Below are 26,924 nucleotides of genomic sequence, written 5' to 3' on the forward strand. Positions count from 1 at the left end.
AATGCCTTCTTGCAACATATTGAGCGCCATCTCAGAGACTGTCTCTTGTCTGCCTTCTTGTCTGCCTTCTTGTTTGCCCTCACGCTTCCACTCTTCTACTCGTTTAAGATAAGCCGCAGATAGCTTCATGATTAGTTCCTCCTCTTCAGATGTCAGCTTGCCACGAGTCTCTAAAATGGTACGATAATCGGCTAATAAATCTCCAATACTATTATATAGCGGAAGTTCAGCAGGTATCTGGGCGAACTCCTGAATCGCTCGTTCTTGCTCGTTTTCGCGACCGAGTAATCGCAACCATAATGTCTCCTCAGTCTTCTCTAGCTGATGCACCACGATCAATTTAATTCGCTGTAGGCTCGGAAACTCATATACTCCTGCTGCGTCAGTCTCCACAACTGAAAATCCCTGACGAATCTCAGCCGAAGCAGTAGGCATCAGCAACCATAGATACGGTAATTCCGCCTCAGTAAGTCGCTGATTCCGTCGCTTTGCCTTTCGGAGTGATTCTCCTTCGGCAGAAATCAATTTTCCCTGGCAGGCGCGGATTTCGATCGCGGTTGCCGCATTCCGAAACACCTCGATAAGTCCATTGCGTGTGAGCAATCGTCCTAATAATCCCAGTTGCGATCGTTGTGCTTCCAATTGAGGATTCAACTCAAACCAAAGATCAGCCGCACGACTCTCAGCTTTGAGGGGACGATTGGGACGTGCTTTGCCGATCGTATTTAGTAGCTCAGCTAAATAAGCTTTTGCAAAATCATCATGCGGAAATTTGGACATTTGCTGGATTTCGAGCAGAATTCGTTCAATTGTACTATTAAATAACGCTTTCCAGAAACGAAATTTGTTCGATTTCTCTCTTAGCTTAGATCAATCAAGCTTTTTAACGTTTTAGCGCTTTTGATTTTGGTCTTGAAGAACTTAGAGTATTGTTATTCATACAGATAGATGTCGATCGCGATTACAAGAGCCGTGACTGCCTTGAGCGATCAACAGAGCTAAGTCGCAAGAGCCGTGATTGCCTTGCTAACAGACTCATAAAGTTTTAGCAATTTGCGCTGTGAGGAAAGCCTCACACTTGGAGTTTTAGCAATGACTCGTATCGTGCAGTCAAAGTCCCGGTTGGACTTGAAACATCGATTTGTGCAATTTTTTCGGCTTGATGAGGGATCGTTTATTCGTGAACATTGGGATTCCTTTTTACCCGTCGGTTTAGGACTGACGTTGTTTCTAGAAGACCGAATTCTAAGAGATTCAACGCTCACAGCATTTCTGATTCTGTTTGGATTGACCTTTCTATTTTCATTGATTCCACAACTCACACACCGAATGCAGCGCGTTTCTAAGCCGATGCAGTATGCGCTAGCAGGTGTTTGTGTCAGTGGAGTTGTTGTAATTGCGGCTCCGTTAGTTCTAGCTCAAGCTGCTCCAACTGCTGCTCAATGTGGCGGTGGATTATTTGGACCACTCGCACAGTTCTTCAGTACTGCTTTGGGGGCGACTGGCGGAGGTGGAGGTGATGTCTGCACGCTGTTTGGACTGATCCAAGCTGCGCTCGTGGTTGTCTTTGTGATTGCGATCGGGGTTGCCGTTTACCAAGTCGGTCAAGGAGCCGAATTCCGGACGGCGTTTACTCCTGTTGCTCTAGCATTGGTCGTCGTCGTGGCAGCAGGCATCATCATTCGATTGTTTATGGGCACTGGAACAACAGCGACTCCAACAACAGGTGGTTAAAGATGCAATCTCCTAAACCTCGTGCTGTGAATCGATTGGTGGGGAAACAGCCGAGCATTGGATACCTACCCGCAAATCAACTGCCCTTCTGGGTTGGCTTTATCCTTGCTGCAACCTTGCTGTGGCAGTTGTTCAATTTGACTCTGGCGCAATTTCTACTCCTTGCGTTCTTGCCTTGCATTGTGTTTTGGTCACTGACGGGGCAGAAAGAATGGAAATTTTTAGAGAAATTCCATGCGCCGCGACAGTGGGGAGTTGGAAAGGTGCGATGTCAATGGCAAAAACATTCTCCATTGCCACAGCGTCCAAAACTGGGCAAGCGTCGGGTCAGACATTCTGGTACAACTCAGCTATTTCAACCACTCGAGGATATGTTGCATTTAGTTTGCTATGGGCAGATCAATCTGCAAAATCTTCAAGTTGGATTCGAGCTACTAGAGCGACGGCAAGGGAAGCAGAGCAGCGGCCAAGAATTGCGATTCGTCTTTGGATTTCGGACAACAGGCATTCATGCAACGCTCTCTGAAGCACAAGCAGAGGCAATTCTACAGCGTCTGGAAGCTGCGCTGAAAGAACTGCCGCCTGGTGAGCGGTTAACATTTGAATACTGTTCATTTGCTGACGATCGCGATCGACAAACTGAACTCGATTCATTGCTAGGAACCCAAGTCAATCGTTTAGCTGAACTGTTGATCTATAGTCAGAAGGTGCGATCGCGGGAGCTATATCAGCGCGGTCTACGCCAAATCAAGCGCATTCGGATTCTGGGAACTTACACCGTTACAACGACTCAGCAGACCCAGAGCGATCGCGATTTAACGACTCAGCTCTTGCGATCGTTTGCCAGCTTCACTGAATGGTTTGCAGGCGAAAAAGAGCAAGCAGACGCGACGCGACTGCAAAAAATGGTGCATCTCGCATTTACGGAAGGCTTCCTGCGTCTAGAGTCGATTCTGACAACGCTGATGGGGCTAAACGTCGAGCCTTTAACCGCAGAGGAACTATGGGCATCAGATTATGCTGAACTACACACTCAAGCGACTCCTCCAATTCCACAACTCCTGATTCTGGATGAAAAAGGCTTGCGGTGTGAAGTGGCAAGCGCCGTTCATGCGACTAGCATTTTACTACGAGGAGAAAAGGCAGAAAGTGCAGTTCCGATCGCTGCAAGAGAATGGATTTACATTCCCCGCAAACGAAAGTACGCAGGCTTTATGCAGCTTGGTAAACCCTCAGCTTTTCCGTCCGCGCGAGGGCAGGTGCGCTACCTCTGGGAACCGATCGCCCGGAACCGACTGCGAGATCTCAAAGTTGTCACCGAACTTTCGACCTCAAATCGTGGGCTGCAAAAATTTAATCTAGAGCGACTAACGCGCAACTCAAAAGAACTCTCGATGCGGGCGTTGGGAGGCAAAACAGTTGATGTTGCTTCTGATATGAAAGTGAATGAAGCGATCGCAGCACGACAAGCCCTAGAACGCGGCTCTATGGTCGTGACTGTTGCTTCGGGCATTTGGCTCTACCGGAATAATCCAGCTGCCCTAGAGCAAGATTTCAGCTACCTCACGGACTGCCTAGCGACTTCGGATTCAGAGCGAGCTTACGAAATTACAGAAAATCTCTGGCTTCAATCGCTGCCGTATGTGTGGGATGGCTTGCTGACTAAACCTTACGATCGTCAAGATTACTATCTCAGTGATGAAGCCTCTGGACTTTTACCCTTAGTTGCACCACAGACAGGTGATCCGCGAGGGTTGGAATTTCTCACACTCGAAGGTGGAACTCCGGTTCACATTGATCCATTCACAATACTGATGCACCTGGCATTTTACGCGACGACGCGCGGTGGCAAAAGCGTGTTGCTGGCAGAATTGATGATGGGCTTTTACCTGCGTGGAATTCCAGTCGTAGGATTTGATTTTCCGCGCCCGACTGATGGAACCAGTTCATTTTCTGACTTGACTGCAATTTTGCAGCGTTTAGGAGCTAAGGTTGCCTACAACGACACTGGCACTTGCGCGAACAATCTGATCGAGATGCCGGACTTGCGGAATGTTCCGAACGCCAAGGAGCGCCAAGATGCGATCGTAGATTTTCAAATCGATGCGATTGTTGTCATCGTCATGGGCGACACCGATGATTCTTTTATGGAAAAATCCGTGAGAACCTTAGTGGCTCAATCGCTGCAAGATTTCCATACCATTCCTGAAATTAAAACGCGATACGATAACGCGATCGCAGCAGGCTTCGGAACCGCAGCTTGGGAAAAAACTCCTACCCTCTGGGATTATCTGGACTTTGCCAACGATTGGCTCAAAGCTCACTTACAGCAGAATGAACTTACTGTTTCTACTGTGATTCGAGAGGCAGCGGGGCAAATCCTAGAACAGCTACGTGGCTGTCTGAAGAGTGGATTAGGTCGAGCGATCGCCCGTCCAAGTTCTTTTCAATCTGATGTCTCGCTACTCATCTTCGCGCTGCGAGGCTTACGCAGTCGGCAAGATGCAGCAGTGTTAGCATTATCTGGCTACTCTGCTTTACTCAGACGCGCCCTCGAAAGCCCAGCTTCGGCATTCATCATTGATGAGAGTCCCATTCTATTTGAGTTTCCTGCGATCGCTCGAATTGTCGGGCAACTCTGCGCCAATGGTTTGAAGTGGGGCGTTCGCACCATTATCTCAGCCCAAACCGTCTCAACAATTTACCAATCCGCAGCAGGTAAGCAAATTGTTGAAACGATTACGACAACGCTCATTGGCTACATCAAACCGAGTGCTGTTGATTCATTCGTGGACTTGTTGGGCTATGACCGTGAAGTAATTGCTCAGTGCGCGACTTCTAGCTTTGAACCATCATCGCGAGAACTGCGATCTCACTGGATTATTTGCAAGGACGGCATATATACCGAGGTTGGCTTCTACCCCAGTGCAGTATTACTTGCGCTCACCGCCAACAACATGGAAGAACAGGAAGCGCGATCGCGGGTCATGAAGTCCTACAACGACCTATGTGATGGCGTTGCAGCCTTCTCTCAACTTTACACAGCAGCAAGACGTAAAGGCTTGCCCATGAACGAAATTCAGCCACAGTTACTTTTGACTGGAACAGATTGATAAAGGAGCATTCTCATGATTCAACTCAAACTATCTCAGCAGCATCCGATTCGGTCTTGGAAGCGATTTCGCCGAGTCTTAATGATTGGTGTAGGAGGAAGTTTAGGAATTACGATCGCTACGGGTTCAGCGATCGCACTTGATCTAGGGGGCGTTCAGAACACTGTAAATCAAGTTGGTGGAGCTTTGGGAGCAGCAGGCGTTCCAGTGCAAGGAACCGTTAATCAAATTAATGGGACGCTCTCAGAAATCAATCAGTATCTTCAGCAGTTGCAGAGCTTATACAGCTTGATTGCTTCTGGCAACCTAAGAGGACTTCTTGGAAGCCTAGATGGTGTTCTAGGAGAATTAGGACTCCCTGATCCTGAAGCGACTCAAGATGCTGTTTGGTCTGAGCGCGTTGGAGATATGCCGGGTAGTACAACTACAGCATCCGGGAGCAATCCAACCTCATCAGGTTCGATTCGCGATCTTGGCAGCATTACTCAATCGGTAAATCGAGGAATTGCTCAAGCAATTACTGCATCGGTATTGAGTAAAGCAGGACAGGAAAAACTGATGGCACAGCAGAGCGCGATCGCACAATACATCCAGCGCAGTGGGCAAATGGCTACTGAAGCACAAAGTAAAACTGTGACCCAGGATGTTCTCAAAAGCGTCTCCCAGCAGCAAGCGATCTCCGCTCAACTCGAAGGACATCTTTCGACTCAGCTCACTCAGCTTGAAATCGGTCAAGCCGCGACAAACTTACAGCTTGGAAGCATTGATTCAGGCGTTGGGCAACTGAATCAAACTCAGCAAAGTGAGCAAGCGCGACAGGCGGCAGTACTAGGTCAGGCTGGATCAATGGTTTACATTCCCGGACTTTACGCAACGACCCCGTAACATGACGATCTGGACAACTTCGACAACATTTCTAGCGGCTCAAGGCGGTGTTGACAAGCTTCAGGGCAGCCTCAATCAGCTTCAAAACACCGCTCAGTACTGGCAGACTGTTTGGCAAAGCACATTCTCACAGACGAATCCAACGAGTTCGTATTACCAAATTAGCTACATTGCAACGGTCATTGCCGTGATTGCTTCGGTGTTTTGGCTCACGCGATGGGCACACGAAATGTCTGGAAGTGGAACAGCTTTAGGAGCATTACCTAAAGTGCTGTGGCTAGTTGCAGTCCTGATTTTTCTCGGAAATCATGGACAGCGCCTAGCAGAGTTCAGCTTGGGCATTCATAACCTGCTTCATTCCTGGCAGAGTGGCATTATGCAAGTTCAAATTGCTGGAGTGCAGGCGCAAACTGTTCTCAACGATCGTTTAGCAACCGATCAAGCCAAAGATGAAGTCAAAACACTTCTCGCCCAGTGCGATAACCTCCGCGCCCCGGATGTTGCCATTCCTTCCCTTGATCCACCAGCCGATCGAAGTCAATTGTCGCAAGATCAAAAACAGGTCTATGCCAAGCTCGACTGTTATCGATCCGTTCAACAACAATTACCCGCCATTCAGCAGAAGTATGAGTCTGCTTACTGTGGTGGCGGGTGTGCTGGACTTGCAAGGCTATTTTCATCAGCAGGAGAAGCCTTTCAACGAGCATTTGATAGCCTTGGCAGGGAGGTTAACCAAAATGGCATCAATGCAGACTTTACCTCCTTCATCAATAACTTGGTGGATTTTGGAGTAGGTACGGTTGTTAACGATAACCTCAAATATATTCTCTACGCGATGCAGTGGATATTCAGCAACCTGATGGAAGCAGGCGAATGGTTGAATGCGCTGATTGGTCCAATTATGTTAGCGACCTCAGTTTTGCCGATCGAGCGCCTCAAACCGATCTGGGTGTGGCTGATCACATTTTTCTCAATTGGATTGATGAAAATCTATTACGCCCTACTACTAGGGGTGATGGCAGCCGTGATCGCAGGAGCGCAATTAACCAGTTTCAGTGATTTGAGTTTTGCTTTTCTTCTTGGCTTTTTCGCGCCTGTGATTGCGTTTTCATTGGCAACAGGTGGAGCCTTAGCTGCGATTCGAGGAATGTCTAGCACAGGAGCACAACTCGCACAGGCTGGCATTCAGATTGGAACCTCTATCGCATCATCGTTTGTGAGTTTAATTGGTCGATTTTTATAAGCTATGCAGTTACCTTTCCACAAAGCTAGATTCCATTCCTCAGCAATCATGCCCTTGTTTGTCTTAGTGACTTTGGGGCTACACCTACTATTGACGTTGCTTGTGTTTTACGGCGGATTTCAAGTGAGTCGTCTTGCCAATCGTCCCATTCCAGCGGCGGTTCAGCTTGAAGGGGGACGAATGATTCAGCAAACAGCAATGCCGCATGATTTTCGGAGTGCGGATGCGATCGAAACAGTGGTTAAAAATTGGGCGATCGCAACCTTAAGTTGGCGATTAAAACCAGACCAAGGTGCGCTAGATGCTGGCAAAGAAATTGGCAATGGACGAAAAGTTCCTTCTGTGACTTGGAAAACATCGTTTTTACTATCTGAACAAGAGAATTTTCGTTTGAAATTCTTGCAGATGCTCTCACAACTCATTCCATTCTCAGTGCTGAATGGACAAGCAACTACGACAGCTGAAATCATCAACTTATCAAAACCGCAATCAGCAGGAACTGGGCGATGGGTCATAGATTTAGTCAGTAATGTTCTACTGTTTGATAACCCAACTGCTCCAGGGAGATTGCTATTCACCTTCAACAAGCGAATTTTCATTAGAGCAATTCCAGTCGTCATCAACCCACTGCCTGAGCAAGCCAATGATGTTCAAAAGTTGATCTTCGACTTGCGGCTGGCTGGCTTAGAGATTGATGAAATACAGGATTTGCCGAGCTAATCGGCTGAAGAGGACTTGAAACATGGATCGTCAGGAAATTGCTAAAGCAGCAGGTTGGGAGCCAGATCCCGTAGAAACAAAAGTCATCTCGTCCGAAGTGACTTCTAGTGCGGACGTTGGATTGCTCGACGCAGAGGATCACATTGCGCCCCAATTCGTCGATCAAGAGCGCCCGTTTTGGTCGCGTCCAATGCCGCGAATTGTGGCAGTATCAATTCCAGCGACATTGGGACTTTGGGGATTAGTCAGCATGGTCGGCGGCAATCGTCCGCAGCAGGTTGCCCAAAACTCCACTCCTACTCCTTCTCTAACCCCAACTCCCACGGCTCCAACTGAAGACGCTGGAAACCTGCGAACCCGTTTGGCGCTTCAGTCTCAAGCAAATCAGCTTCAGCAGCAAGCAAAGAAGACTCCTCAAGCTAGAGCTACCCCACCAGTTGCAAAAGCACCCATTATCCGCTCTGCTTCACCCGCAGTTGTTCAGCCTACTCGCTCTGCTGCAATTGCTCCGCAAGTTCCTGCTAGAAGCTCAACCCGAACTTCTTCTGCACCACAAGTCGTGCGAGTCGTCTCGACTCCAGCAGCCTCTAAGCCTGCGCGAGATCCAATGCAAGCATGGCTGAGTGCCGCAGACATCGGAAACTATGGTTCAGTTGCAGTGAAGAGCAATACTGCAAACGCCAGCATCAGCGTTGATGATGTTTCTGGAGGAGTTGGATTACCACCACCAGGCTCAACTACCCCTGCAACTACACCTCCAGTCACAGCAACGTTTGAATCAACTCCAACTGCCCAAATTGCGATCGGGACTCGCGCCCAAGGAACGCTAGAAACTCCGATCGCTTGGACAGAAGCAATCAATAACCCCGTTCAGAATTTCTTGGTGCGATTGCAGGAACCGATTAAGTCAGCCGATGGAGCGATCGTGCTACCGAGCGGTGCTGCATTAGTGGTGAAGGTGACTAACGCCACGAATTCGGGACTTGCTCAACTAGAAGCAACTTCAGCGATCGTGTCCGAAAACGGTCGCAATGTTGAAAAATCTCTTCCTGAACACGCCGTTCTAATTCTGGGAAGTGGAGGAAAACCGCTACAGGCATCGCGCGATCGCGCTAGTCATTTCGGCACGGACTTAGGAGCAGCTTTGCTTTCGGGCGCATCACGAGCGGCAGGGCTAATCAATCAGCCCCAAAGTCAAATCGTGACGAGCGGTACAGGTGGTATTCAGTCAACAACAACTAACAGCAATCCAAATTTGGCGGCTGGTGTGATTGAGGGCATTACTCAGTCGTTGCTGAAAAGTCAACTCGATCGCGCTCAACAGTCTCATCAAGCAGCAAATAATCAATCCTCGATTTTTGTTCTAGGTCAAGGAACTTCAGTTCAAGTGTTTGTGAATCAGTTAGTCAGTCTTTAAGCAGTGAGAGGATAGTATGCAACCCATTCAAAAGGCGTTGAGCAGTGCGCTCATGCTTTGCGTTCCGAGCGTCTTTTTAGTTCAAATTGCAAATGCTACCGTTGTTCGGAATGTATCAAGCGACCAAGCACAAGGCATCGTTGGAGAAGCAATCAGTTTGGATGTTTCACCGGGAGTTGGACTCAACATCAGTTTTATTCAGACAGGTGAACTCGTCAAAAAAGCTTGGATCGATGATCCCTCCCGCATTACGTTGAGCTTCGATGGAACGCTGTGTCAAACGATTTCTCAAGGACAAGAATGTGACAGCGACCAAGGTGCAAGCGTCGTTCACTTGCGGCAAATTCGCCCGATTCAGTTTCCTGACCTGCCTCGCAGCAATGCAAATGGAACATTACTAACGCTGATTACAGAAGGATCTGAGGGGCGAAAACTCTATCAATTTCGAGTACGTCCAGTCACACGAGAACCCAAATACACCACGATCGCAGTGCGCCCGATCGCAAATCAATCGCTATCAATGGCGAACGCTCCAGAGCCTTCGTCGCAATTGTTCGAGTCCTCAGAGACTACTAAATCTACTGTAAAAGCTCCAGTTCCAGTGATCGCGCCTCTTCCGCAAATTGCATCAGTTCGTCAGTCGGCTATTGGGCGCGAACTATCTGAGCCTGAAGAACTGCGATCTCTGCGCGAGCCAGCTGCGATCGTAGAACAGCTATCAACACAAGAATGGGCAGACAGCCTTTCTTCAAGCACTTACTTTCAGGAGCTATCCAAGCTCTGATTTTTCAAACATTCAAATCTTTTTTCATCGCGTTATTAGATACGCACGAAGTTATGTCACTGCGTAGTCTCTACCGATTGCTTGTCGCTTTACTTTTCATCGTCAGCCTTGTGCTGATCATGCTCGGTTCAGTTTCTTGGATGTCCCGCAAATCTGTACAAGCGTTTGAGGCTTCCCCTTCGGTGTCCACTTTGTCCTACACGATGGGCACACAAACCGCGAAGGGACCAGACTGGAACCACATTCAATTTAGGACGTTGCCTGCGATTCAAGAACCAGGCTGGATCAAGATGCCTGCCAATTCAGTGAAGCAGCTAGGTTATGATCCGTCGCGCACTTGGTCAGCAGGTCAGACACCCGATCAGTTTGTCATGTTGGGCGATGTTCAAGATGCGTTTCACTTAGAAAAATTCAATCTACAACAGATTTCTCAACTGAGTCAGAATGCGATCGACACGCTCAATCTCAATGATTTTGGTATGAGTCAATGGCAAACTCCAAAGTCATTAGTCGAAGCGATTCCTGCGATCGCAGAACTTCCACTTAACCAAATCAAACCCCTGCAAGATCTGTGGACTAAGCAAGGTAGTGGAGCATTGGGAACAAACACCTTAGCGCAAATCGTTGAGCATGTTCCTACCTTTGCTGCAACGCCATTAGGTAAAAATCTCGATCTCACTCGATATTCACTCAATTCGATTCCAAACCTGACCTCTACATCGTTGTCACAGTTCAAAGGATGGCAGCGTAGCTTTGTCGAACAAGTACCAGGGCTGAATCAGGTTCCCTTTAGCCAGTTTCCTCAAGCGCCTGCGAGTGGAGTTGGAATCGCAGCGATCGCAGATGTCGTTTGGAGTGCTGCCGAACATGGCGATCCGAAAGTGACCGCCAACTCTTTTGTCACCGGAAGCGCTCTAAAAACCGGGGCAACGGCCCCAGTTGCTTGTGAAGCGGGAAAGCCCTGCTCTTATGTGGAACTCAGTGACCTGACCGGACAAACAGGCGCAATGCATGGAAAACGTTGGGCATCCGGAGCAACCCAGCGCGTAAAAGGTGGCTATGGCTTTTTAGCGAAAGTAAATGGAGGATGGGAACCGACTGGAAGGCTCGTTTACGGTTCTGCTTTCAAGGTGGTGATGACCAAGGCAAATGAAGCAAAAGGACAGGCAGATTTTGGCTTGTATTTGCGAGCTTGTATGCATGGCATTGTCGATTTAGGCTGTACGCCTTACTTCATTGGTCCGGTTCCTTGGATTCCAGTCCAAGAAAAAGGGTTGGTCATCATTGCTGGCAAGAATGCTCCAGCTGTCAAAATTCCGTCTGAGTTTCAGAATCAGGTGAGTACGATCGAAGGTCAGTACAACGCGATCGCAAATCCGGGTGGCGCATTCGATGATTGTGGAGGCGGTACTGTAAGTGGTGAAGCTGTAAATCGTGCGATCGCGGCGGCTCCATCGAGCGATCGTCCTTATGCTCAGAAAGTCATTCCACTGGTACTTGCAGATGCGAAACGTTACGGCGTGACCGACCCAGCGCAAGTGGCTTACATCCTAGCAACCGCACAAGCGGAAGTGAACTTTAATCCTCGCGATGAAGATGACGATTATTCTCGTTCTGGAGCCTGTGGGAACTATTGTGGGCGCGGACTGGTGCAATTAACCCATCTTGAGAACTATGATCGCGCAGGAAAAGCGATCGGAGTGGATTTAGTGAATCAGCCGCAACTCGCAAACCGCCCTGATATTGCATCGAAAGTGATGGTGATTGGAATGCGTGAGGGCTGGTTTACAGGCGTTGGATTAGGCAGCTATATTCGCGGTGGTTCGACAAACTTCTCTGGAGCGCGACAAATCGTGAATGATGGCGATCGCGCTGGCGAAATTGCTCAATACGCTCAACGCTACTATGAGGCAATTCGTGGAACCAATATTTCAGCACTAGCAGAGAAACCAGGACAAAGCTGTGCGCCCAAAGCAAAAGGTGCAACGGCTCAAAAGATTGCTCAAGCTGCGAGTCGTTCAGTTGGAGAAAGTACAGCAGCTGGACCAGGAGGCGGTAATGTTGCTTGTGCCTGGGAAGTCAATCGAGTTTTAGCAAAAGCAGGAATTCCCTCGATCGATGGCGATTCTGTACCCAACATGGTTGCGATATTAGAGTCAGGGCGAGGGCAGCGTGTCAATCCTGCCCAGGCAGAACCCGGAGATATTGTCATTGCCCACGATATGCAGCACGTCGGCATTTGCATCGATCAAGGCTGCAATCGGGTGATGTCGAATTCGAGCAGCCGAAAACAGTTTAGTTGGCAGTCTGATCGCAATTTTGATGGATTTTATGGAGGTGCAAGTGAAGGCATTTACCGGGTTAAATAAACTGCATTTTCAGCCGTGGATTGCAACTTTTTTGGCAACTCTCATCGCCTGGAGTATTCTTGTGACTCCTGTTTTTGCTCAAACTCAGTCCACGATCGCATCACCCGTTGTGCAGGCAGTTCAACAAGCCTTACAAAAGAATATGGACTATCCGAGTAAAGCAAGGTCACAGTTCGGAGTCGGACAAGTCACAAAAGTAGCTGTTCTTCCACCCTATGCGATGGCGACTTGGACTTGGGGACCGACGGGAGGATGGGCAATTTTGATTGAACGGAATCGCAAATGGCAAGTAGTAACGCGGCGCGACGACTGGATCGGATTACGAGGAGTGATCAAGTTCGGTGTGCCAGAATCCGTTGCGATTCAGTTGCTTGATCAGATTATTCCCGATTGGAAAACATTACCATCAGAGTAAAGAACTAGCCATGCAATTACTTCACACCTATCAACGAACTCGAAAACAGATTTGGAGATCGATCAGTTGTACAATTTTGATACTTCTAATTTGGGCAGTATCCTCTGAAGCTGTTCAGGCAAGCCCCTTGCTGTTCCCGGCTCAAATTCCGCTTGAGATTGCACAACTGCAATCAACCTCATCCATTTTTGAATCTATACTGAACGCATTACGCCAAACTGGAGTGCCGCTCCGTTTACCGCCCCGAATTCCCCTTAAATCTCCCATTTATACTGTCTTATGGAATGCTTCCAAGCAAGGCTATCAAGTGGCATTCACGACAAGTTCCGACTGTCGTGCAAACTACTGCCGTAATGGATTCATCAGTGCCGAAAAGCTGCTGCCGAATACGCCTGCTGTCAAGTTAGAATATGCATTTTTGAATGATCCAGCCTTTCGTCCAATTGCGCGATCTCCAGATGCCTTCGGAGCAGTCCAACTTGAAAAAGGCATTCAAGGCTTCTTTGTTCCTTGGGTACTGGGTGCAAATTACAGCGATGCCAAAGTCATTTGGGAGCAATCTGGCTACCGCTACACGGTCAGCTTGAAAAAGGGCGATCGCCAAGCCTTGATCGAAATGGCAAACTCTGCCATCAACTCATCACCTTGATTTGACCTTATGCCAACTCAACCAAGTCCCAAAACTAATGATTCAACACCTTCACAAGCGACTACAGCACAGCCACGATCGCTGACTCAAGATGCTCTGAATGGGTTAGCTCCCCTACTTCGATGGGACAGTGGAGGGCTACTATTTGGGTGTCTTGTTCTGGCACTTCTAATGGCGATCGGTGGACGGAAAAAGCACCTTGTCTTCGGACGTAAAGCAGGAGTATGGGAAAAACTAGCTGCCACACGACGCGCAGAACAACAAATGTGGAAACGCCAGCATAATCGCGTGACACTTTATGTAGGCACACCTCGCAATCGTGGACTCGCAGCACAACTAACAACTCTAATGGGACAACTTCCAACGCTGTATGTTCCTAATGCGAATGAAGGAATTACCGTTTGCGGTGGACCCGGAAAGGGGAAAAGCTATGCGTCGATCGATCCATTAATTCGATCGTCTTTAGATCAAGGATTCCCCACAATGATCTACGACTACAAAGGTGAACAACTCCGGCGGCACGTTGCTTATGCCGTTACCAAAGGCTACGAAGTCGCAGTCTTTGCGCCAGGATTTGACTATAGCTCAGTTTGCAACCCGCTTGACTTTTTAGAAGATGAAGTGGACTCCACGATGGCAAAACAGTTCGCGATTACGATGAATCGTAACTCAAAAGCTGGAGAAGCTTCTGGTAAGCAAGATGAGTATTTCAAGCAGGCTGGAGATTTACTGGTACAGGCAGTGTTAATGCTGGCAAAAGGAACACCTTACCAAGATTTGACAATGGTATGGGCGATTCTAAGCTGTCCTGATTTAGCTCGTCGAATGCTAGATGCTCAAACTCATGGAGAATTAGATGTTTGGGCATCAATTAGTGCAACAGCATTGACTTCGGTTGCTCATGCAGAACAAACAGGCGGCGGAATTATCAGTACAGCCGTCGCGACCTTTGCACCTTTAATTGATAAGAAGTTTTTGACTTGCCTTTGTGGGAAAACAACGCTACCGCTCGATCTGGTTGGGAAACGATTGATTGTCTTTCAGTTAGATCAACGCACTCGTGATGTCGTTGCACCGATCGTCGCGACGATTCTCAATCTATTAGTTGTTCGCAATCTTTCTGAGCGCCGTAAGGAGCCGCTAATTCTGGCAATGGATGAATTTCCAACGCTGTATCTGCAAGCGATCGTGCAGTGGGCAAACGAATACCGCGAAAACGGACTTGCGCTGATTTTGGGCTATCAGAACTATGCACAGTTGGAGAATAAATACGGCAAAGAAATGACTCAAAGCATTCTCGCAGCTTGTGCCACGCAGTTTATCTTCAATCCACAGCATGAGGAAAGCGCTCAACGCTACTCCAAGTACTTTGGCGAAGAAGAAGTGATCATTCGAGCGAGAAGCCGCAATCAGGGCAAAAGCTCAGGTACATCTCAATCCGAGCAGTATCATAAGCGTCCTTTGTTTGAGGCACGATTCCTGCTCACTCTGCCACGCGGAAAATGTGTGTTTGTGAATCCAGCGTATCAAGGTTCCGGTGAAGCGGCGATTCCCTTTTGCCTAGACGTGAAAATTCCAAAATGCGATGATGCAGCTCAACAGTGGAGCGAAGAAAAGTGGGACACGAAAGTACGGCAACGACTGGTTGATCGCGTTACTCGCACTCAGACAAACTGGACACCTGAAGCCATGAAATCACAGCTAAGAGAGCGATTTGAATTTGTGGATCAAATTTTGCTGCCAATGCTAGAGAGCGATTCGTCAGTTGATCCAATCGAAAAGTTTGAAAGCACGACGTTTGAAGAACTTGCTAACAATTGGTAGCCGGAGGAGTTATGCCATTATCATCCGATGATTTATCTTCCATTCACAGCGACGCTCAAAACGTTGGGGTTGAGATGGCGCAAGCGGGAACACAACTTCTCCGCGATGGAGTTGAGGCGTATGCAAGACTGCGGAATCAACCGCGATCGCTGAAAATTGAAATCACGTCTCCTGATCGCACTGTTGCCTTACCTTATGACTACTATCAACGCGGACTCCAGGGATCTCGCATTCAAATCGATTTAGGTGCTTCACAACGCGCCCTGAATCACCATTCTCCTGCGATCGTGCAACGAATGCTGACTAATTCTCCGCAAGTTCAAACGATCGCACAAAATCAAGGTTCTGCGGCGGCTCAAACCTACATTTCGCTGATCATTCAACGAGCCGAAGCAAATCAGTATCGGCAGCACTCAGGAATGTCATCTGCTGAACGAACAATACAACGGCAACCGTCTCAAAACCCTCCACAAAGGTAATCATGGTTCATACCCTCACTCCAACTCAACATCAATTTATCGAGCAAACGCTTCCAGCAGAAATTGCTGTAATGTGCGATCGCTACCCCAACACAATTTACGAAGTTGCATCTGCTTGGCATTATCCTGAACTTCCGGTCGGCTATTTGCCAAATTTGATCGAAGTGTACTACAGCGATGATGACGGCACAGATACTCCTGATCTAACGATCGAGCAAGGACATCTCACAGGAGTTCAACTGCCGATCGATGACGCGACCTGTGATGTCATTCAAATTGAAGTTGATGGGCAATGGGCATTTATTCAAATCGGCTCTCAGATTGTTCTCGATCGCTTATCAGGGCGAGTTGTTCTGCCAGAGGTGCTACTAGATGCGGCGCAGTTGGCAGCATCTTTTATTCATGCAGTTGCATAGTTCTGGAAAAATCATCATGTCTGGAAACTCAAATTCTGCCACGCCAATCACCGTTCTTGAACATCCAGTTCAAACCGTTCCCACAATCGAAGTTCCGCGTCTTACGCCTGACCAGCAGACAAATTTCACCCAACTATTGCAACGAATTCGCCACTCAGCGGTGATTGCTGGCTATCTTGATACTTACGCCCCGATCGTCATCCGACATGGGAATCATCGCCTATTTGAGGCAGTAACCGGAGAAGCGCCTCGGGTTGATCGTATGGAGCCAGAACACCTTGCACTCTTGCAGGCAGCATTAGAACGTCCAGAGAGCATTCGAGGAACCGTCAAAATTCTGATTGGCGATCGCGAAGTTTACCGTATTCAGGCTGGAGAAGTTAAGACTGATTTGTTGGGATTGGCAGCACAAGAGCGATCAACATCTCCCAATCCTCACGCTGCCGAAACAACGAAGGCAACAAATAACACCGAAAACAAGGCTAAGGCAGGTTCAGCAGCTAAAATACCCTCTACTCTGTTGCCAAACTCGCAAACAAATGGTCATCTTTCTCGATCACTCGCCACTTCAGAACAGTCTCAACCAACTTCGAGGAATGGTTCAAATCATCACACACAAGAAGTGAGCCAGCCAGCCACTTCGATCTCTCATTCTGCTTCTCAAACTGACCTTGAACGATTGCGATCGCAAATCGAGCAGCTAGAAAACCGTATTCAACAGTTGAACCGTCAATTGCAGTCGGTTCAATCGACTCCAGCACGGTGGGTTGCAACAACAGAACAGAATTTGCAGTCCTGGACGCAAGCGGTTAAACGAGCGATCGCAGAGCCAATGGTTCGATCGATGGAAGTTGGATTACGGCAGGCAGTAAAGCTAGTCGGCGAAACGCAAGCAGATGGCTCAATATCCTACGACTCAAAGCGAGATCAACGTTACGTAATTGACAGAAATTACATTGCTGTGTCAGGGCGAGAAACTGGGCAAAATTCAACTCAAACAGCGGCTATTCATCAAACTCCTGCAGATCTCTGGAATCAATACACGCAAGGAATTCAGGGATCACCCAGTCAAGTTACGATGCAGGCAGCGCGGCAGGCGTTAAGCGATCGCATTCCAGTAAAGGACGTGATTCAAATGCTGCGATCTAATCCTCAATACCAGAAAATTGAAGCACAGCAAGGATCTCAAGCGGCAGAGCAATATGCGGAACTGGTGGTCGGTCGCGCAAGTTATCAAGTGCTTCAACAGGTTCAGGCAAAAGAAAATCCACAAACCTCAAAGCAGACTCGATCAATCTCCCCGCAACTGTAACCTAATGGTCTTTCTAAGAGAGTTCCTTGGCTCGAATTTCTTCTACGGCTTTGAGGATATCCAGTGCGATCGCAGAGACCGCCTCGTCCAGATTGCTCCAAGTCGTAACCGCTTTTGCACCTGCACCCTGCGTGATCGGAAGAGCCTGAAGCTTACCAAAGGGGGCAGATGTCCAGTCGCAGGGTCGTAGAATAATAGGAATGACGCGGGTTTCTTGCGTGTTGTGACACTTGATCTCTCAGTTCATCTCTTTGGTAATGTTCTCCGTTCTGTTTAGAAAACGGGGAACTGAGAAATTTACGTCGCCTATAGATTAAGCACAGAGTAGGGAACTCTAACGCAAGCGAACAAGCATTTTATTGACTGTGCTTGATATAGTGCCCGTTCACATTCATTCAGAGACTCATCTTGTCCATGAAACTGAAGCAACTTGTCATTGTCGCGGCAACTGCCCTTCTCGGTTGGTTTGGGATTTCCCACGGTATTAAATTGGCTCAAGCCTATACAAGCCAGCAACAAGCGTTAGGCCGAGTTGCCTCTCTTCTCAGTGAGGTTGGCGATCCCAATCAAGCACCGAACCTAGAGACTCTAAAGCATTCGCAAAAGAAGCTTCAAGGAACCATTTCAGTCTTAGAAGCTATTCCTAACTTTCCAGGTTTTGAGGCAGAACGAGCAAAGGCGGATCTTGGCAAGCTTCGTCCTCTATTTGATGCGGTTAATGGTCGTATTCAGCGCGAAGAACAAGCTTTAGCTGACCTCAATGCAGCACTCAATTACGATACTGAAGCCGCAGAGATGGTTAAAGACTCACCACACCCCGCAGAGGTGTGGCAGCAAGCGAGAGATCGGTGGCAGCAATCAATCAATCTGCTAGAAAAGATTCCTCCTAACTCCTTTGTTGCCGTACAAGCGAAAGCAGGACTCGAAGCCTGTCGAACCAATTTCAAAATTGCAGACACGCAGTGGATATCTGAATTTCAAGCCCTAAAAAATATTGATTCAGTCCTGGCATTAGTCGAACAGGCAAAGAAGAGTATTCAAACTCGTCCGTACCAACTTACAGAATTACAAGATGCTCGAAAACAATGGCAACAGTCATTAGAGCAACTCAATAAAGTTAAAGATACAACCACAGCTTATTCTGATGCTCAACTTCTCGTGGATTCGCATCAAGCGAATATTCTTAAACTAGATAGTGCGATCGCTCAAATCAGAAATTGCCAGAATCGCTATCAACTATCTGGGATTGATTCGACCAGCACAAGTTTATGCGGCTACGATGTGAGTTTGGATTTAGATGATCCCAAAGAGATTCTGATTGCACAGGCTGAGCCTCAAGTTGGAGAAGTAGAGATGGTTGATGACGATCGTGATATCACCATTACTTCAGTCTCTAATACGTCAACAGGTTATTACTCTCGGTATCGTCAGCGCATAAGCAGCAGGATTAACAGCGAAACAAGTGGGACGGGCGGAACCTGGGTTCGGGGCTATACCCGAAGTAATGGCACTCATGCTCGAGGCCATTCTCGCGGTGGTTCTAGTACTAGAGTTAGTGGATTCGGGGCATCTCGATCTGGGGGTGCAAGTTCATGACGCTCAATCGATCTCAGTTTTATGAGCAGTATCGGCATGTTTTCAGTTGGTTCGATACAGAAGATGAATACGCCTGCTTTGATGTCTTTCCAGTCGAGCGTGACCGGATTCAAGCCATTCGACAAGTCGCAGAAGATGTTTGGCGCGTTCTAGTGCAAGCGGGCGAATTAATGAAAACGTTCGATGATGAAAAGCTGTTAGCGTACGGCTACCCGATCGAGACGTTAGATTTGATTCGGACGAACACTCAACCCCCCTTTATTGCTCGATGCGATTTTGCCGTCACTGAAGAGGGCATTTACCTCTTGGAATGCAATGCTGAAGTTGCAACATTTGTCGTAGAAACTTTCAAGATGAATGATTTAGTGGCACAGCACTTGGGTCGAGAAGGAGTCAACGCTGAGGCTGAGTCCATCTTACGAAGAGAGTTGAATCGCTATATTGAGATCGCATCTAATTCCATTGGGAAACGTCCTGAAGGCTGTCGCATTGTGTTCTCAGCACTTTCTCAAGCAAGTGAAGATATTGGCACAGTTGAATATATTCGATCTCTGTGTGAGTATGACACTCATTTTTGTGCGATCGAGTTCCTTTCAATGGATGAAGATGGCATCTACGATCAGGCAGGCGAACCTGTCGATCTGATTTACCGAGTTTACCCAACAGAATGGATGGTTGAAGACTGTGATCCTACTTCTGGAGTTAGATTGTGGGATTATCTAAAACCTTTAGTCTTCGAGCGTAAGGTTGCTTTGATCAACCCAATTTCATCATTTGTGCTTCAGAATAAAGCATTGCTTGCTTTAATTACAGATGTATGGAGTAATCAGATTGATCATCCACTCTCTTCGATCGTGCATCGACACTTCTTACCGACGGTGATGACCCCTAATTTGATTTCAATTCCTTATGTGGGTAAACCAACTTTTGGGCGTGAGGGGCAAGAAGTAGAGATTGTGAGAGAAGTAGGTGCAGTTCTTTACAATGGGTCAGCAGAGTATGCTGCTTTTCCCAAGGTCTACCAGAAATACGTTGATTTACCGACTGTTAAGTTGAACGGTAAGCATGAAACGCTTCAACTTTCCTGCTTCTTGATGAATGGAGTGGCAGCAGGGATCTCCGCTAGAGTTGGAGATAAGGTAATTGGTAATCTATCGAAATTTCTGCCTGTCTGTTACTCGTAGTAAAGCGTAGTTTAGTTCTGATCGACCTAGAGTCGTGCAACAGCATTATTACAAATTCAATGAGCCAATTCGCAAGTTTTTATAGGTCAAAAATTTTGTGATTTGTCAAAAATGAGTGTTGAAGAGACGTGAGCTATCACAAATGGCTCTGTGCGTTATCCCTGACCGAATTGTGAAGTATGGATTCGACGTTAGCTTTTAGTAGGGGTAGGACGATCCTAAGCATTAAGTATTTGAGTACTCAAACGCGCTGGAACTGCGTCAAAAAATGTCGCAAACTGATAGGACTGGCATCCCCGAAACTTCAGCTAATTTTTTGTGTCCGCAAACTCAATGTGGAAGATCCAAAATCATGCGTCGTGCGGATGGCTCTTTCCGCTCTGACAAATGATTCACCAAAAGCTGACATGATCTCAAAAACATTAACAGGAGTAGGAGATGAATACTGGAATTAAAACGCTAATGGGATTGAGTGTGGGAATATCCGTATTAGGAACCGCAGGAGAAGTGATCGCTCAATCACATCTTGCCTATGATGCTCAGATGGCTAGTCTGTCTAATCAGGTGAAGTGTGTCACTTGGTCTACTGCTAGCCAAGAATTAACACCAGACAGCGGCGGGCGCGGCGGAATTTGGTTGGCATTTAATGAGCTTCCGAAGGCTTTTCAAGAAGGCTGTATGTTCTTTCAAGATAATAATTCATTAGATGTTGCGTACATTCTTAAGAATGGATTGCAGCCTCATAGTAGTTATACAAACGGAGACCTAACCTATTTGGGTGTTCCCAGTATTGGACATAATAATCGGGAGGGAGGCGAAAGGCTAGAAAAGCTGGCAAAGCAGGGAAAAGCCCTGATCATCACCTGGCTAACCCCAACGAATGGCTCAATTCCTTATTTGCGCTCTCTTCCCAAGGGAGCCTTCCGACGAGGTGATGGCATGACGTGTTTAAGTACGGTGTGCATGTACTCTGCCGCAGTCTCCCATCAAGAACTTTCTCGCCTGCTCGAAGAGTTTCGCCGACCAAAGGTGGAAGAGCAACCTCCGTCTCTTGAGTCGATCGTCCCTTCTGGCAATGCGAGTCCGCGTCAGCCTTCTGCAAATGATATCGCATTGCTTAATCGGCAAGTTCGGATGCTCAATGCCCAAGGAACTTTACCGCAACTCAATTATACTCAATCTCAGGAGCGCAAAAGTCTACAGAATCAATCCTCCAAATTTCTCGCTCCCTTTGTCGGAGGCTGGATGACGCCACAAGGCGATCGCTATTACGTTTACCCTTCGATCCGCAAGGATCGCCAAGCATGCATCATTGTGGAGAAGAGCGGTGCTCCTCAGACGTTGCAGATTGGTGTTGCAGTCGGAGGTACAATCGGAACCGATTTATCCATGGGTAAAGAGCGTCTATTCAACACAAAGCAGCCTAATGTACTTGGTTTGCGGCGCTCTGGCAGCGATACCTTGCTTCCTGCGCTTGCGGCTCCGATGGCTGTTGAACTAACCGCTGGTAACCGCGAGGCAATGGAACAGAATGGTTGCATAATAGGCTCTTCAGCCAATGCTCAGATGAGGGAGAAGTCATAATTAGACCTGTTGGGGAATAACGAGAAAAATCGCTGAAAAGCCTATGCAGAGCGAGTTTCAAGGATTTTGACAAAAAAATCGCTGTAACCCTTACCAGGAGAAGGTTTCAAGGATTTTTGAGCTTATTACCCAACAAGTCTATTAGAGACCAAGGTGTTGGAGGAAACGCGATCGCGAGTCGTGGAACTCCTTTCACACCTTGTTTATCAGTTTAGAAGATCAGCGATACAGCCTGCATCCCTAAACTATTTAATAGCAAGAGAGAGGTTTACTCACTACTGCAATCTAAAGGAAGCGCTGCCCTTACGTGTTACATAACCTTGGTTAGGCAGTAAGCCTGCTAGCGGAATGTTCAGTTGAGTAAGATGTTTCCATTCACCACGCATTGTATTGTTAGCATCGAAGGCAAAGGTATACTCTGTTCCTAACCCAAAAGGGTCGCGACCGTCTAACACTGCAACGGTCGTGAATTGAATTTTGTCATCTGTTAAGGCTCCCTCAAACCGCTTCACTGATGAACCAAATTTGACTTCCCCAGTTAAATTCCCACTACCTTCGTCAAATGAAGTAAAGCGAATCTGCATCTCCTGAGTGTTTTTTCCGCTAGGATTGAACTCCCCACTCGGATCGGTCCAATCCCCAGATAACCACGCGCCACTCTTGATTGCAGATAGGAGAGTTGCTCGCTCTTCTTCAACTTGCTTCTTGATGGCGGCAGCGAATTCTTCCTCTTCCTTGGAGTTACGCACAATATTTCTAGCCCCAAAGTAGTGGCGAGGTTGTCCATAGTTACCTGTTGGGTTGACATCAAACCTGAATTCACTCTGCCACTTTTCTGCAACTAGTTTGGAGGTTGAGAAACCGAATAGTTCAACCTCTTTTCCTTTTCGCTCGACTGCAGATATAAAGACAACACTGTTTTGCTTTTTGGCAGGAAGTCCATCAATTTTACTGGCTTCAAAAAATGTGTCTGTTTTGAGTCTGGCTTTTGCCCGAAACCTTTGAAAGATGTAAGGATCAACTTTTGTTCCGGTATTTTGCTTTTCTTTGATTTCGATGGAAGTAATTTCCCAATAGTCAGGGAGTTGGCTTTGCAGATGTTGTTTAAGATCTCCTCGACTCGGACCGCCTAAATCCTGGACAAAACTCACTACACCGCCTACGGTATACTCGACGGTTTTGAGTCCAACACAAACACCGACCGTTGGAACTGCAACCAGAACAATTACAGCACTCCAGTTCTTTGCAGCGACGTTTGTTTGAACTTTACGGATATAGTCGCTACCAACTTGAATGCACTTCTCTTTGAGAGGTTCAAGTTTAGCAGCTAAAGCAAGTAGCTTTTCCGATGGGTTGTAAGCGTTTTCTGATGAGTTGTAAGATTTCATGTGTGTAAATCAAGAGAATTCAGTACGATCAACGGTCTAATCTTCTGTTTTTTGAAATGGTGCGATCGCAGTAGTGAGCGATTGCGCGTTCGACAAACTAAATCCGAACGCCTGTCAGTTTCCATCCGAGACCCGATCGCGAAAATAGCAAGCTCAGAGAAGATGACTTTAGCTCAGATGGTAAATTCACATCATTTTCGTCTAGCGTCACTACAAAAGAATTGAGGGATTCATATCGCATCATGACTCGATTGCTACCTATACTTACGACATTAGATTTTGAGCGTTCAGGAACAAAATTCGCAGAAGACTGCCTAATGAGTGCAGTGAGTCCTTCAGGCGTCACAATACTATCGACCATTGAATCAATAAAAGGTCCCGCCATCATTGTGCTGAGTGCCGCCATTGGATTATTTTCTGATGTTTGATTCGCAATCTTCACTCGTGCCTCAGCTTTAATGCTTGATCGCAGGGCTGCAAAATCCACATTTTTCGCGACGGCTGCACTATCTCCCTGCTCGACCGCGCTCTGCATTGAATTAAAGGTGAGATAAGGTGATGCGTAGACGCCAATGCCGACACAAAGAGCTGCACCTGCTCCCGCGATCGCAGGAAATTTAGGATGTTTGATCATTCGGGTCACTAAAGACCATAGCTCGTCGAAATTCATAAACACTGGGGTCCTATAAACTATGAGTAAGAAAAACGGCTATCGATTACGAAATAGAGGAGCAAATAACTGGTTGCTCTCTAAATTGGTCGAAAATTTGTCGGGATAACTTTGGAAAAATTTCCCAATCATCGGCATAAGCCTTGTGGTCTCCAAACACGGTGAGAATATAGTGTGCTGTCCCATCTGAACTACGGATAATCGCAGTATCTTGGCGGGAACTACTTGTCCATCCAACCTTTGATGCAAAGTAGGTATCAAGCGGCAAAAGCTCTCCAAGAAAGCCCTCAATCGAGTTGTATTGCTCCTTCTTCCAGACTTCCGGGCGCAGATCGCGTTGCATCATTCGTTCCATGCGATCGCTATCTTGAGGCGAGATAGCTTGATTGCTATGAATCTCGTAAGTTAATCGAGCCGTCTCATAGGTAGTTAAAGAATTGCGAACCGGATTCTGTAAATCCCCACGCATCTGCAAATCTCTGCCTCTCGGCTCTTGTAGCTTCAAGTATGGAATTGGGAAGTTCTTTTGACTAATATTGATTGACTGATAACCTGCTGCCTCAAAAAAGCGATTGAGTGACTTGCGCTTCTCTAGCCATACTGCAAACTCATCTTTCGGAAGGACTTCCCCTGATTCTGCATCTGTAAGCGTGTCTACAACAATGCTGGCAATTTCATTGTCAGATTTATTGATCATCTTGTAGAGTTGCCGATCAGTAATGGCAGTTTCAGGAACTACATTCTGGCGCATCTGCCCCAACAGCGCAACCATCCAAAAAAGCTTACTGATGCTTGCAGGAAATCGGGGTTGGCGATCTTGAAATCCTGCATAAAGACTGCATCTCGTATCTCGAAGACTAATCAGGCTAATCGATAACGGCTCTATAGGTAGCCCCTTCGATTCAGCGGTTTTTACGGCGTTATTCACGATTGCTTGCAATCTTGTGCTTGTCATCAAAGCAGGAGTGCCTGCAACATTGTAAGCCAGTTGAATTGGAGGTTTGGCAGAAGCAACGAGAGGCAATTGTAAAGGAGTAGAGCGTACAACAGGCTGTTTAGCCATAGCAATATTCGACTTAACTTGAGAGCTATTCGCTCTATTATTATTGATGGGTTGCTGCTCTACTTGATTGCGCCCACCAATATCTGAGAAATAAACAAGCGGCACAATTACTGATGGAATGAGCAACATCACAGCATACTGGGCTAACTTCAGTTGCTCAAATCTGGATTTTAGTATTCGATTCGTCATTGCAATGTCGCTTTTCTTAAGGAGGGCTTTCAGGCAAGTAGTTGAATGTGTAACCGCCGAAGAAGCTGTATTTACTTGTAATCGGCAACCTTCCAAACACCGTTTACATTCTCGAAGATGTAGCGTGTAGTTTTAGTTTTGAAATCAGTTTCCGAGCCATCAACGCGACCATTCACATAAAAGACCCGCTCTTCAGTAACTTGCGCTTGAACTGAAGCCACATTGCCGCTGACGCTAAAATCTCGAACTGCGTCAACACGCTGCACCCCAAATCTGTAGTAAGAACCGTTGTTTTTTAACCAGTCAATAGAGCCGCCTGGCTTAGTGATATCCCAATACAAACTTCCTGTCGTCACGGCTGCGGCTGCTTGTGAACTAAACGGAGGCGCAAAAATTTGTCGCTTTGCACTTAACCAATTCTCAACTAAAACTTTCGCGTCTGAGGCTGTAAACGATGAAGTGACAGAGGCTGGTGTAGAAGACACGGGAGGGACAGGTGCAGGAGGTGCAGAAGCGACAACCGCAGGAGTTGGAGAAACTGCGAGAGCAGATGGGGGAGATGGGGCTGCAGGAGGCGCAGATGGAGATGCTTGTGGTGCAGATTGAGAGGATGCGGCAGTAGTTGCGGATGTTGCTGAAGAGCCTTTGGATTGAGTTTCTCCATTACTGCGTAATAGCACAACCACGAAGATCCCGACTAGTGTCATTAACATTCCAGTACCCAAGGCAATCATCCATCCCTGTGTGTTATCTTTCGCAATTGGAGGATAAACTTGAGATGGTACAGGCGGCGAAAATTGAGTGTTTTGACTTCCCGTAGAAACTTGTGGGGCTGAAATCACGGTGTTAGTCTGCAAACTACCCAAAGGTGGTAGGACTCCACTAGAAACTAGAGTTAGTACTGCGGTTAGCATCTCTTGAGCCGATGCGAATCGAGCCTGTGGGTTCATGTGGATCGCTCGATTTAGAACTGCTACAAATCCAGGACTGGCATTCGGAGCGTATTGATGCCAAAGAATTTCTCCTGTATGAGGATTAGTTGTCAACTCCTGAGGGATCTTTCCAGTCAGCAGATAGATAGCAGTCATGCCCAGGCTGTATAAATCGCTGGCATAAACGGGACGACCTGCAAGTTGTTCAGATGGCATATAGCCCGGAGTGCCTACTACCATTGAATGCGAGCTATTGCCTTGAGAATTGATGATGGTGTGCATCGTTTCCTTGACTGCACCGAAATCAATCAACACAGGCTTACGATCACTAGACCTCAAAATGATGTTGTCGGGTTTCAGGTCACGATGCACAATCTGTTGCTGATGAATGTGAGCGATAGCAGGCAATAGTCCACACAAAATTTCCCTGACTACCCCTTCACCCAAAACTCCCTCACGCTGCACTCTCTGCGTTAACGTCTCGCCATCAATCCATTCTTCAACTAAGTAAAAGTGATCCGCCTCCGAAAAGTGAGCGTAGAGCCGTGGAATTTGATCATAGTTCTCGCCCAGCTTTTCAAGAATGGCAGCTTCGCGTTGAAAGCGTTCCCGCACCATCTGATAGATTTCAGGATTGTCGCTCACAGGCTTTAGCTGCTTGAGAACACACTTGCGTTCAGAAGGCATATGTACGTCTTTGACAAGGTACGTCTTCCCAAAGCCGCCATCACCCAAAACATCTAGAACGTGATAGCGATTATTCAATAAAGAAGCAGAAGATGCAGTTCCGTTGAGGTTCGTCATGGTCTTGATTGAGGTGAAGAGATAGCATCATGGAGAATTCGCTCAACAGGGATGTTATCGTCCAAGGTTCCCGCGGGAGAAATTAAACTATCAACTTTCTGACATAGTTTTTTGACAGGAAAAAATCGGGCGCAGCGAGTGAGCTTAGAAAAAA

The 26,924-nt window shown here is 47.2% G+C and carries 22 protein-coding genes; 17 read left to right on the plus strand and 5 right to left on the minus strand.

The window, feature by feature from the left end:
- Positions 1-780: hypothetical protein (locus OU814_RS29250; RefSeq protein ID WP_268243012.1), on the minus strand; the 780-nt coding region annotated here is incomplete at its 3' end.
- A 312-nt stretch (positions 781-1,092) separates the two neighbouring features.
- Between OU814_RS29250 and OU814_RS29255 the strand changes: the two genes are divergently transcribed.
- From OU814_RS29255 to OU814_RS29335, 17 genes are all read left to right on the plus strand, one after another.
- Positions 1,093-1,734 carry a hypothetical protein gene (locus OU814_RS29255; protein WP_268243013.1) on the plus strand — a complete coding sequence of 214 codons (642 nt, stop codon included), beginning with the start codon at positions 1,093-1,095 and terminating at the stop codon, positions 1,732-1,734.
- Between the two features lie 2 nt (positions 1,735-1,736).
- On the plus strand, positions 1,737-4,847 hold the full coding sequence (locus tag OU814_RS29260) for a hypothetical protein (protein ID WP_268243014.1): 3,111 nt from the start codon (positions 1,737-1,739) through the stop codon (positions 4,845-4,847).
- A 15-nt stretch (positions 4,848-4,862) separates the two neighbouring features.
- Entirely contained in the window at positions 4,863-5,732 is an 870-nt protein-coding gene (locus tag OU814_RS29265; protein WP_268243015.1) for a hypothetical protein, read from the plus strand.
- A 1-nt stretch (position 5,733) separates the two neighbouring features.
- Positions 5,734-6,975: a hypothetical protein gene (locus OU814_RS29270; protein ID WP_268243016.1), complete on the plus strand. Its 1,242-nt coding sequence runs from the start codon at positions 5,734-5,736 to the stop codon at positions 6,973-6,975.
- 48 nt (positions 6,976-7,023) lie between these two features.
- The gene (locus OU814_RS29275; protein WP_017291853.1) at positions 7,024-7,695 is read left to right on the plus strand and encodes a hypothetical protein; all 672 of its coding nucleotides are present in this window, start codon (positions 7,024-7,026) and stop codon (positions 7,693-7,695) included.
- Positions 7,696-7,717: 22 nt separating this feature from the next.
- On the plus strand, positions 7,718-9,112 hold the full coding sequence (locus tag OU814_RS29280; RefSeq protein WP_268243017.1) for a TrbI/VirB10 family protein: 1,395 nt from the start codon (positions 7,718-7,720) through the stop codon (positions 9,110-9,112).
- A 16-nt stretch (positions 9,113-9,128) separates the two neighbouring features.
- Positions 9,129-9,896 (plus strand): hypothetical protein, encoded by a 768-nt coding sequence (locus tag OU814_RS29285; protein ID WP_268243018.1) that lies wholly within the window; start codon positions 9,129-9,131, stop codon positions 9,894-9,896.
- Between the two features lie 53 nt (positions 9,897-9,949).
- Entirely contained in the window at positions 9,950-12,265 is a 2,316-nt protein-coding gene (locus OU814_RS29290; protein ID WP_268243019.1) for a glycoside hydrolase family 19 protein, read from the plus strand.
- Positions 12,266-12,296: 31 nt separating this feature from the next.
- On the plus strand, positions 12,297-12,680 hold the full coding sequence (locus tag OU814_RS29295) for a hypothetical protein (protein WP_268243020.1): 384 nt from the start codon (positions 12,297-12,299) through the stop codon (positions 12,678-12,680).
- A 10-nt stretch (positions 12,681-12,690) separates the two neighbouring features.
- A complete protein-coding gene (locus OU814_RS29300; protein WP_268243021.1) occupies positions 12,691-13,329 on the plus strand; it encodes a hypothetical protein in 639 nt (212 codons plus the stop codon).
- 9 nt (positions 13,330-13,338) lie between these two features.
- On the plus strand, positions 13,339-15,153 hold the full coding sequence (locus OU814_RS29305; protein ID WP_268243022.1) for a type IV secretory system conjugative DNA transfer family protein: 1,815 nt from the start codon (positions 13,339-13,341) through the stop codon (positions 15,151-15,153).
- 11 nt (positions 15,154-15,164) lie between these two features.
- Positions 15,165-15,632: a hypothetical protein gene (locus OU814_RS29310; protein WP_268243023.1), complete on the plus strand. Its 468-nt coding sequence runs from the start codon at positions 15,165-15,167 to the stop codon at positions 15,630-15,632.
- Between the two features lie 2 nt (positions 15,633-15,634).
- Positions 15,635-16,048 carry a hypothetical protein gene (locus tag OU814_RS29315; protein ID WP_268243024.1) on the plus strand — a complete coding sequence of 138 codons (414 nt, stop codon included), beginning with the start codon at positions 15,635-15,637 and terminating at the stop codon, positions 16,046-16,048.
- A 16-nt stretch (positions 16,049-16,064) separates the two neighbouring features.
- On the plus strand, positions 16,065-17,360 hold the full coding sequence (locus OU814_RS29320; protein WP_268243025.1) for a hypothetical protein: 1,296 nt from the start codon (positions 16,065-16,067) through the stop codon (positions 17,358-17,360).
- 414 nt (positions 17,361-17,774) lie between these two features.
- Positions 17,775-18,956, plus strand: coding sequence for a hypothetical protein (locus OU814_RS29325; protein WP_268243026.1), 1,182 nt, complete (start codon positions 17,775-17,777; stop codon positions 18,954-18,956).
- A complete protein-coding gene (locus tag OU814_RS29330) occupies positions 18,953-20,140 on the plus strand; it encodes a glutathionylspermidine synthase family protein (protein WP_268243027.1) in 1,188 nt (395 codons plus the stop codon). The genes OU814_RS29325 and OU814_RS29330 overlap by 4 nt, the downstream gene beginning before the upstream one ends.
- 438 nt (positions 20,141-20,578) lie before the next feature.
- Positions 20,579-21,724, plus strand: a complete 1,146-nt coding sequence (locus tag OU814_RS29335; protein ID WP_268243028.1) for a hypothetical protein — start codon at positions 20,579-20,581, stop codon at positions 21,722-21,724.
- A 275-nt stretch (positions 21,725-21,999) separates the two neighbouring features.
- Here the strand turns inward: OU814_RS29335 and OU814_RS29340 are convergent, their stop codons facing one another.
- From OU814_RS29340 to OU814_RS29355, 4 genes are all read right to left on the minus strand, one after another.
- Complete coding sequence (locus tag OU814_RS29340; protein ID WP_268243029.1) at positions 22,000-23,112, minus strand: hypothetical protein; 1,113 nt, start codon at positions 23,110-23,112, stop codon at positions 22,000-22,002.
- Between the two features lie 97 nt (positions 23,113-23,209).
- Positions 23,210-23,782: a DUF2939 domain-containing protein gene (locus tag OU814_RS29345; RefSeq protein WP_268243030.1), complete on the minus strand. Its 573-nt coding sequence runs from the start codon at positions 23,780-23,782 to the stop codon at positions 23,210-23,212.
- Positions 23,783-23,828: 46 nt separating this feature from the next.
- On the minus strand, positions 23,829-25,034 hold the full coding sequence (locus OU814_RS29350; RefSeq protein WP_268243031.1) for a serine hydrolase: 1,206 nt from the start codon (positions 25,032-25,034) through the stop codon (positions 23,829-23,831).
- A 71-nt stretch (positions 25,035-25,105) separates the two neighbouring features.
- Positions 25,106-26,770, minus strand: coding sequence for a protein kinase domain-containing protein (locus OU814_RS29355; protein ID WP_268243032.1), 1,665 nt, complete (start codon positions 26,768-26,770; stop codon positions 25,106-25,108).
- Positions 26,771-26,924 lie beyond the last annotated feature (154 nt).

The sequence above is a fragment of the Leptolyngbya sp. GGD genome (assembly GCF_026735145.1).
In the GTDB taxonomy this organism is placed as follows: Bacteria; Cyanobacteriota; Cyanobacteriia; order Leptolyngbyales; family Leptolyngbyaceae; genus Leptolyngbya; species Leptolyngbya boryana.

Bases quoted from the DNA above. Each gene is read 5' to 3' on its own strand.
- OU814_RS29345 (WP_268243030.1), bottom strand. From the start codon at position 23,782: ATGAATTTCGACGAGCTATGGTCTTTAGTGACCCGAATGATCAAACAT.
- OU814_RS29330 (WP_268243027.1), top strand. From the start codon at position 18,953: ATGACGCTCAATCGATCTCAGTTTTATGAGCAGTATCGGCATGTTTTC.
- OU814_RS29265 (WP_268243015.1), top strand. From the start codon at position 4,863: ATGATTCAACTCAAACTATCTCAGCAGCATCCGATTCGGTCTTGGAAG.
- OU814_RS29325 (WP_268243026.1), top strand. From the start codon at position 17,775: ATGAAACTGAAGCAACTTGTCATTGTCGCGGCAACTGCCCTTCTCGGT.
- OU814_RS29340 (WP_268243029.1), bottom strand. From the start codon at position 23,112: ATGAAATCTTACAACTCATCAGAAAACGCTTACAACCCATCGGAAAAG.
- OU814_RS29275 (WP_017291853.1), top strand. From the start codon at position 7,024: ATGCCCTTGTTTGTCTTAGTGACTTTGGGGCTACACCTACTATTGACG.
- OU814_RS29290 (WP_268243019.1), top strand. From the start codon at position 9,950: ATGTCACTGCGTAGTCTCTACCGATTGCTTGTCGCTTTACTTTTCATC.
- OU814_RS29310 (WP_268243023.1), top strand. From the start codon at position 15,165: ATGCCATTATCATCCGATGATTTATCTTCCATTCACAGCGACGCTCAA.
- OU814_RS29270 (WP_268243016.1), top strand. From the start codon at position 5,734: ATGACGATCTGGACAACTTCGACAACATTTCTAGCGGCTCAAGGCGGT.
- OU814_RS29285 (WP_268243018.1), top strand. From the start codon at position 9,129: ATGCAACCCATTCAAAAGGCGTTGAGCAGTGCGCTCATGCTTTGCGTT.
- OU814_RS29355 (WP_268243032.1), bottom strand. From the start codon at position 26,770: ATGACGAACCTCAACGGAACTGCATCTTCTGCTTCTTTATTGAATAAT.
- OU814_RS29255 (WP_268243013.1), top strand. From the start codon at position 1,093: ATGACTCGTATCGTGCAGTCAAAGTCCCGGTTGGACTTGAAACATCGA.
- OU814_RS29300 (WP_268243021.1), top strand. From the start codon at position 12,691: ATGCAATTACTTCACACCTATCAACGAACTCGAAAACAGATTTGGAGA.
- OU814_RS29335 (WP_268243028.1), top strand. From the start codon at position 20,579: ATGAATACTGGAATTAAAACGCTAATGGGATTGAGTGTGGGAATATCC.
- OU814_RS29320 (WP_268243025.1), top strand. From the start codon at position 16,065: ATGTCTGGAAACTCAAATTCTGCCACGCCAATCACCGTTCTTGAACAT.
- OU814_RS29280 (WP_268243017.1), top strand. From the start codon at position 7,718: ATGGATCGTCAGGAAATTGCTAAAGCAGCAGGTTGGGAGCCAGATCCC.
- OU814_RS29315 (WP_268243024.1), top strand. From the start codon at position 15,635: ATGGTTCATACCCTCACTCCAACTCAACATCAATTTATCGAGCAAACG.
- OU814_RS29305 (WP_268243022.1), top strand. From the start codon at position 13,339: ATGCCAACTCAACCAAGTCCCAAAACTAATGATTCAACACCTTCACAA.
- OU814_RS29350 (WP_268243031.1), bottom strand. From the start codon at position 25,034: ATGACGAATCGAATACTAAAATCCAGATTTGAGCAACTGAAGTTAGCC.
- OU814_RS29260 (WP_268243014.1), top strand. From the start codon at position 1,737: ATGCAATCTCCTAAACCTCGTGCTGTGAATCGATTGGTGGGGAAACAG.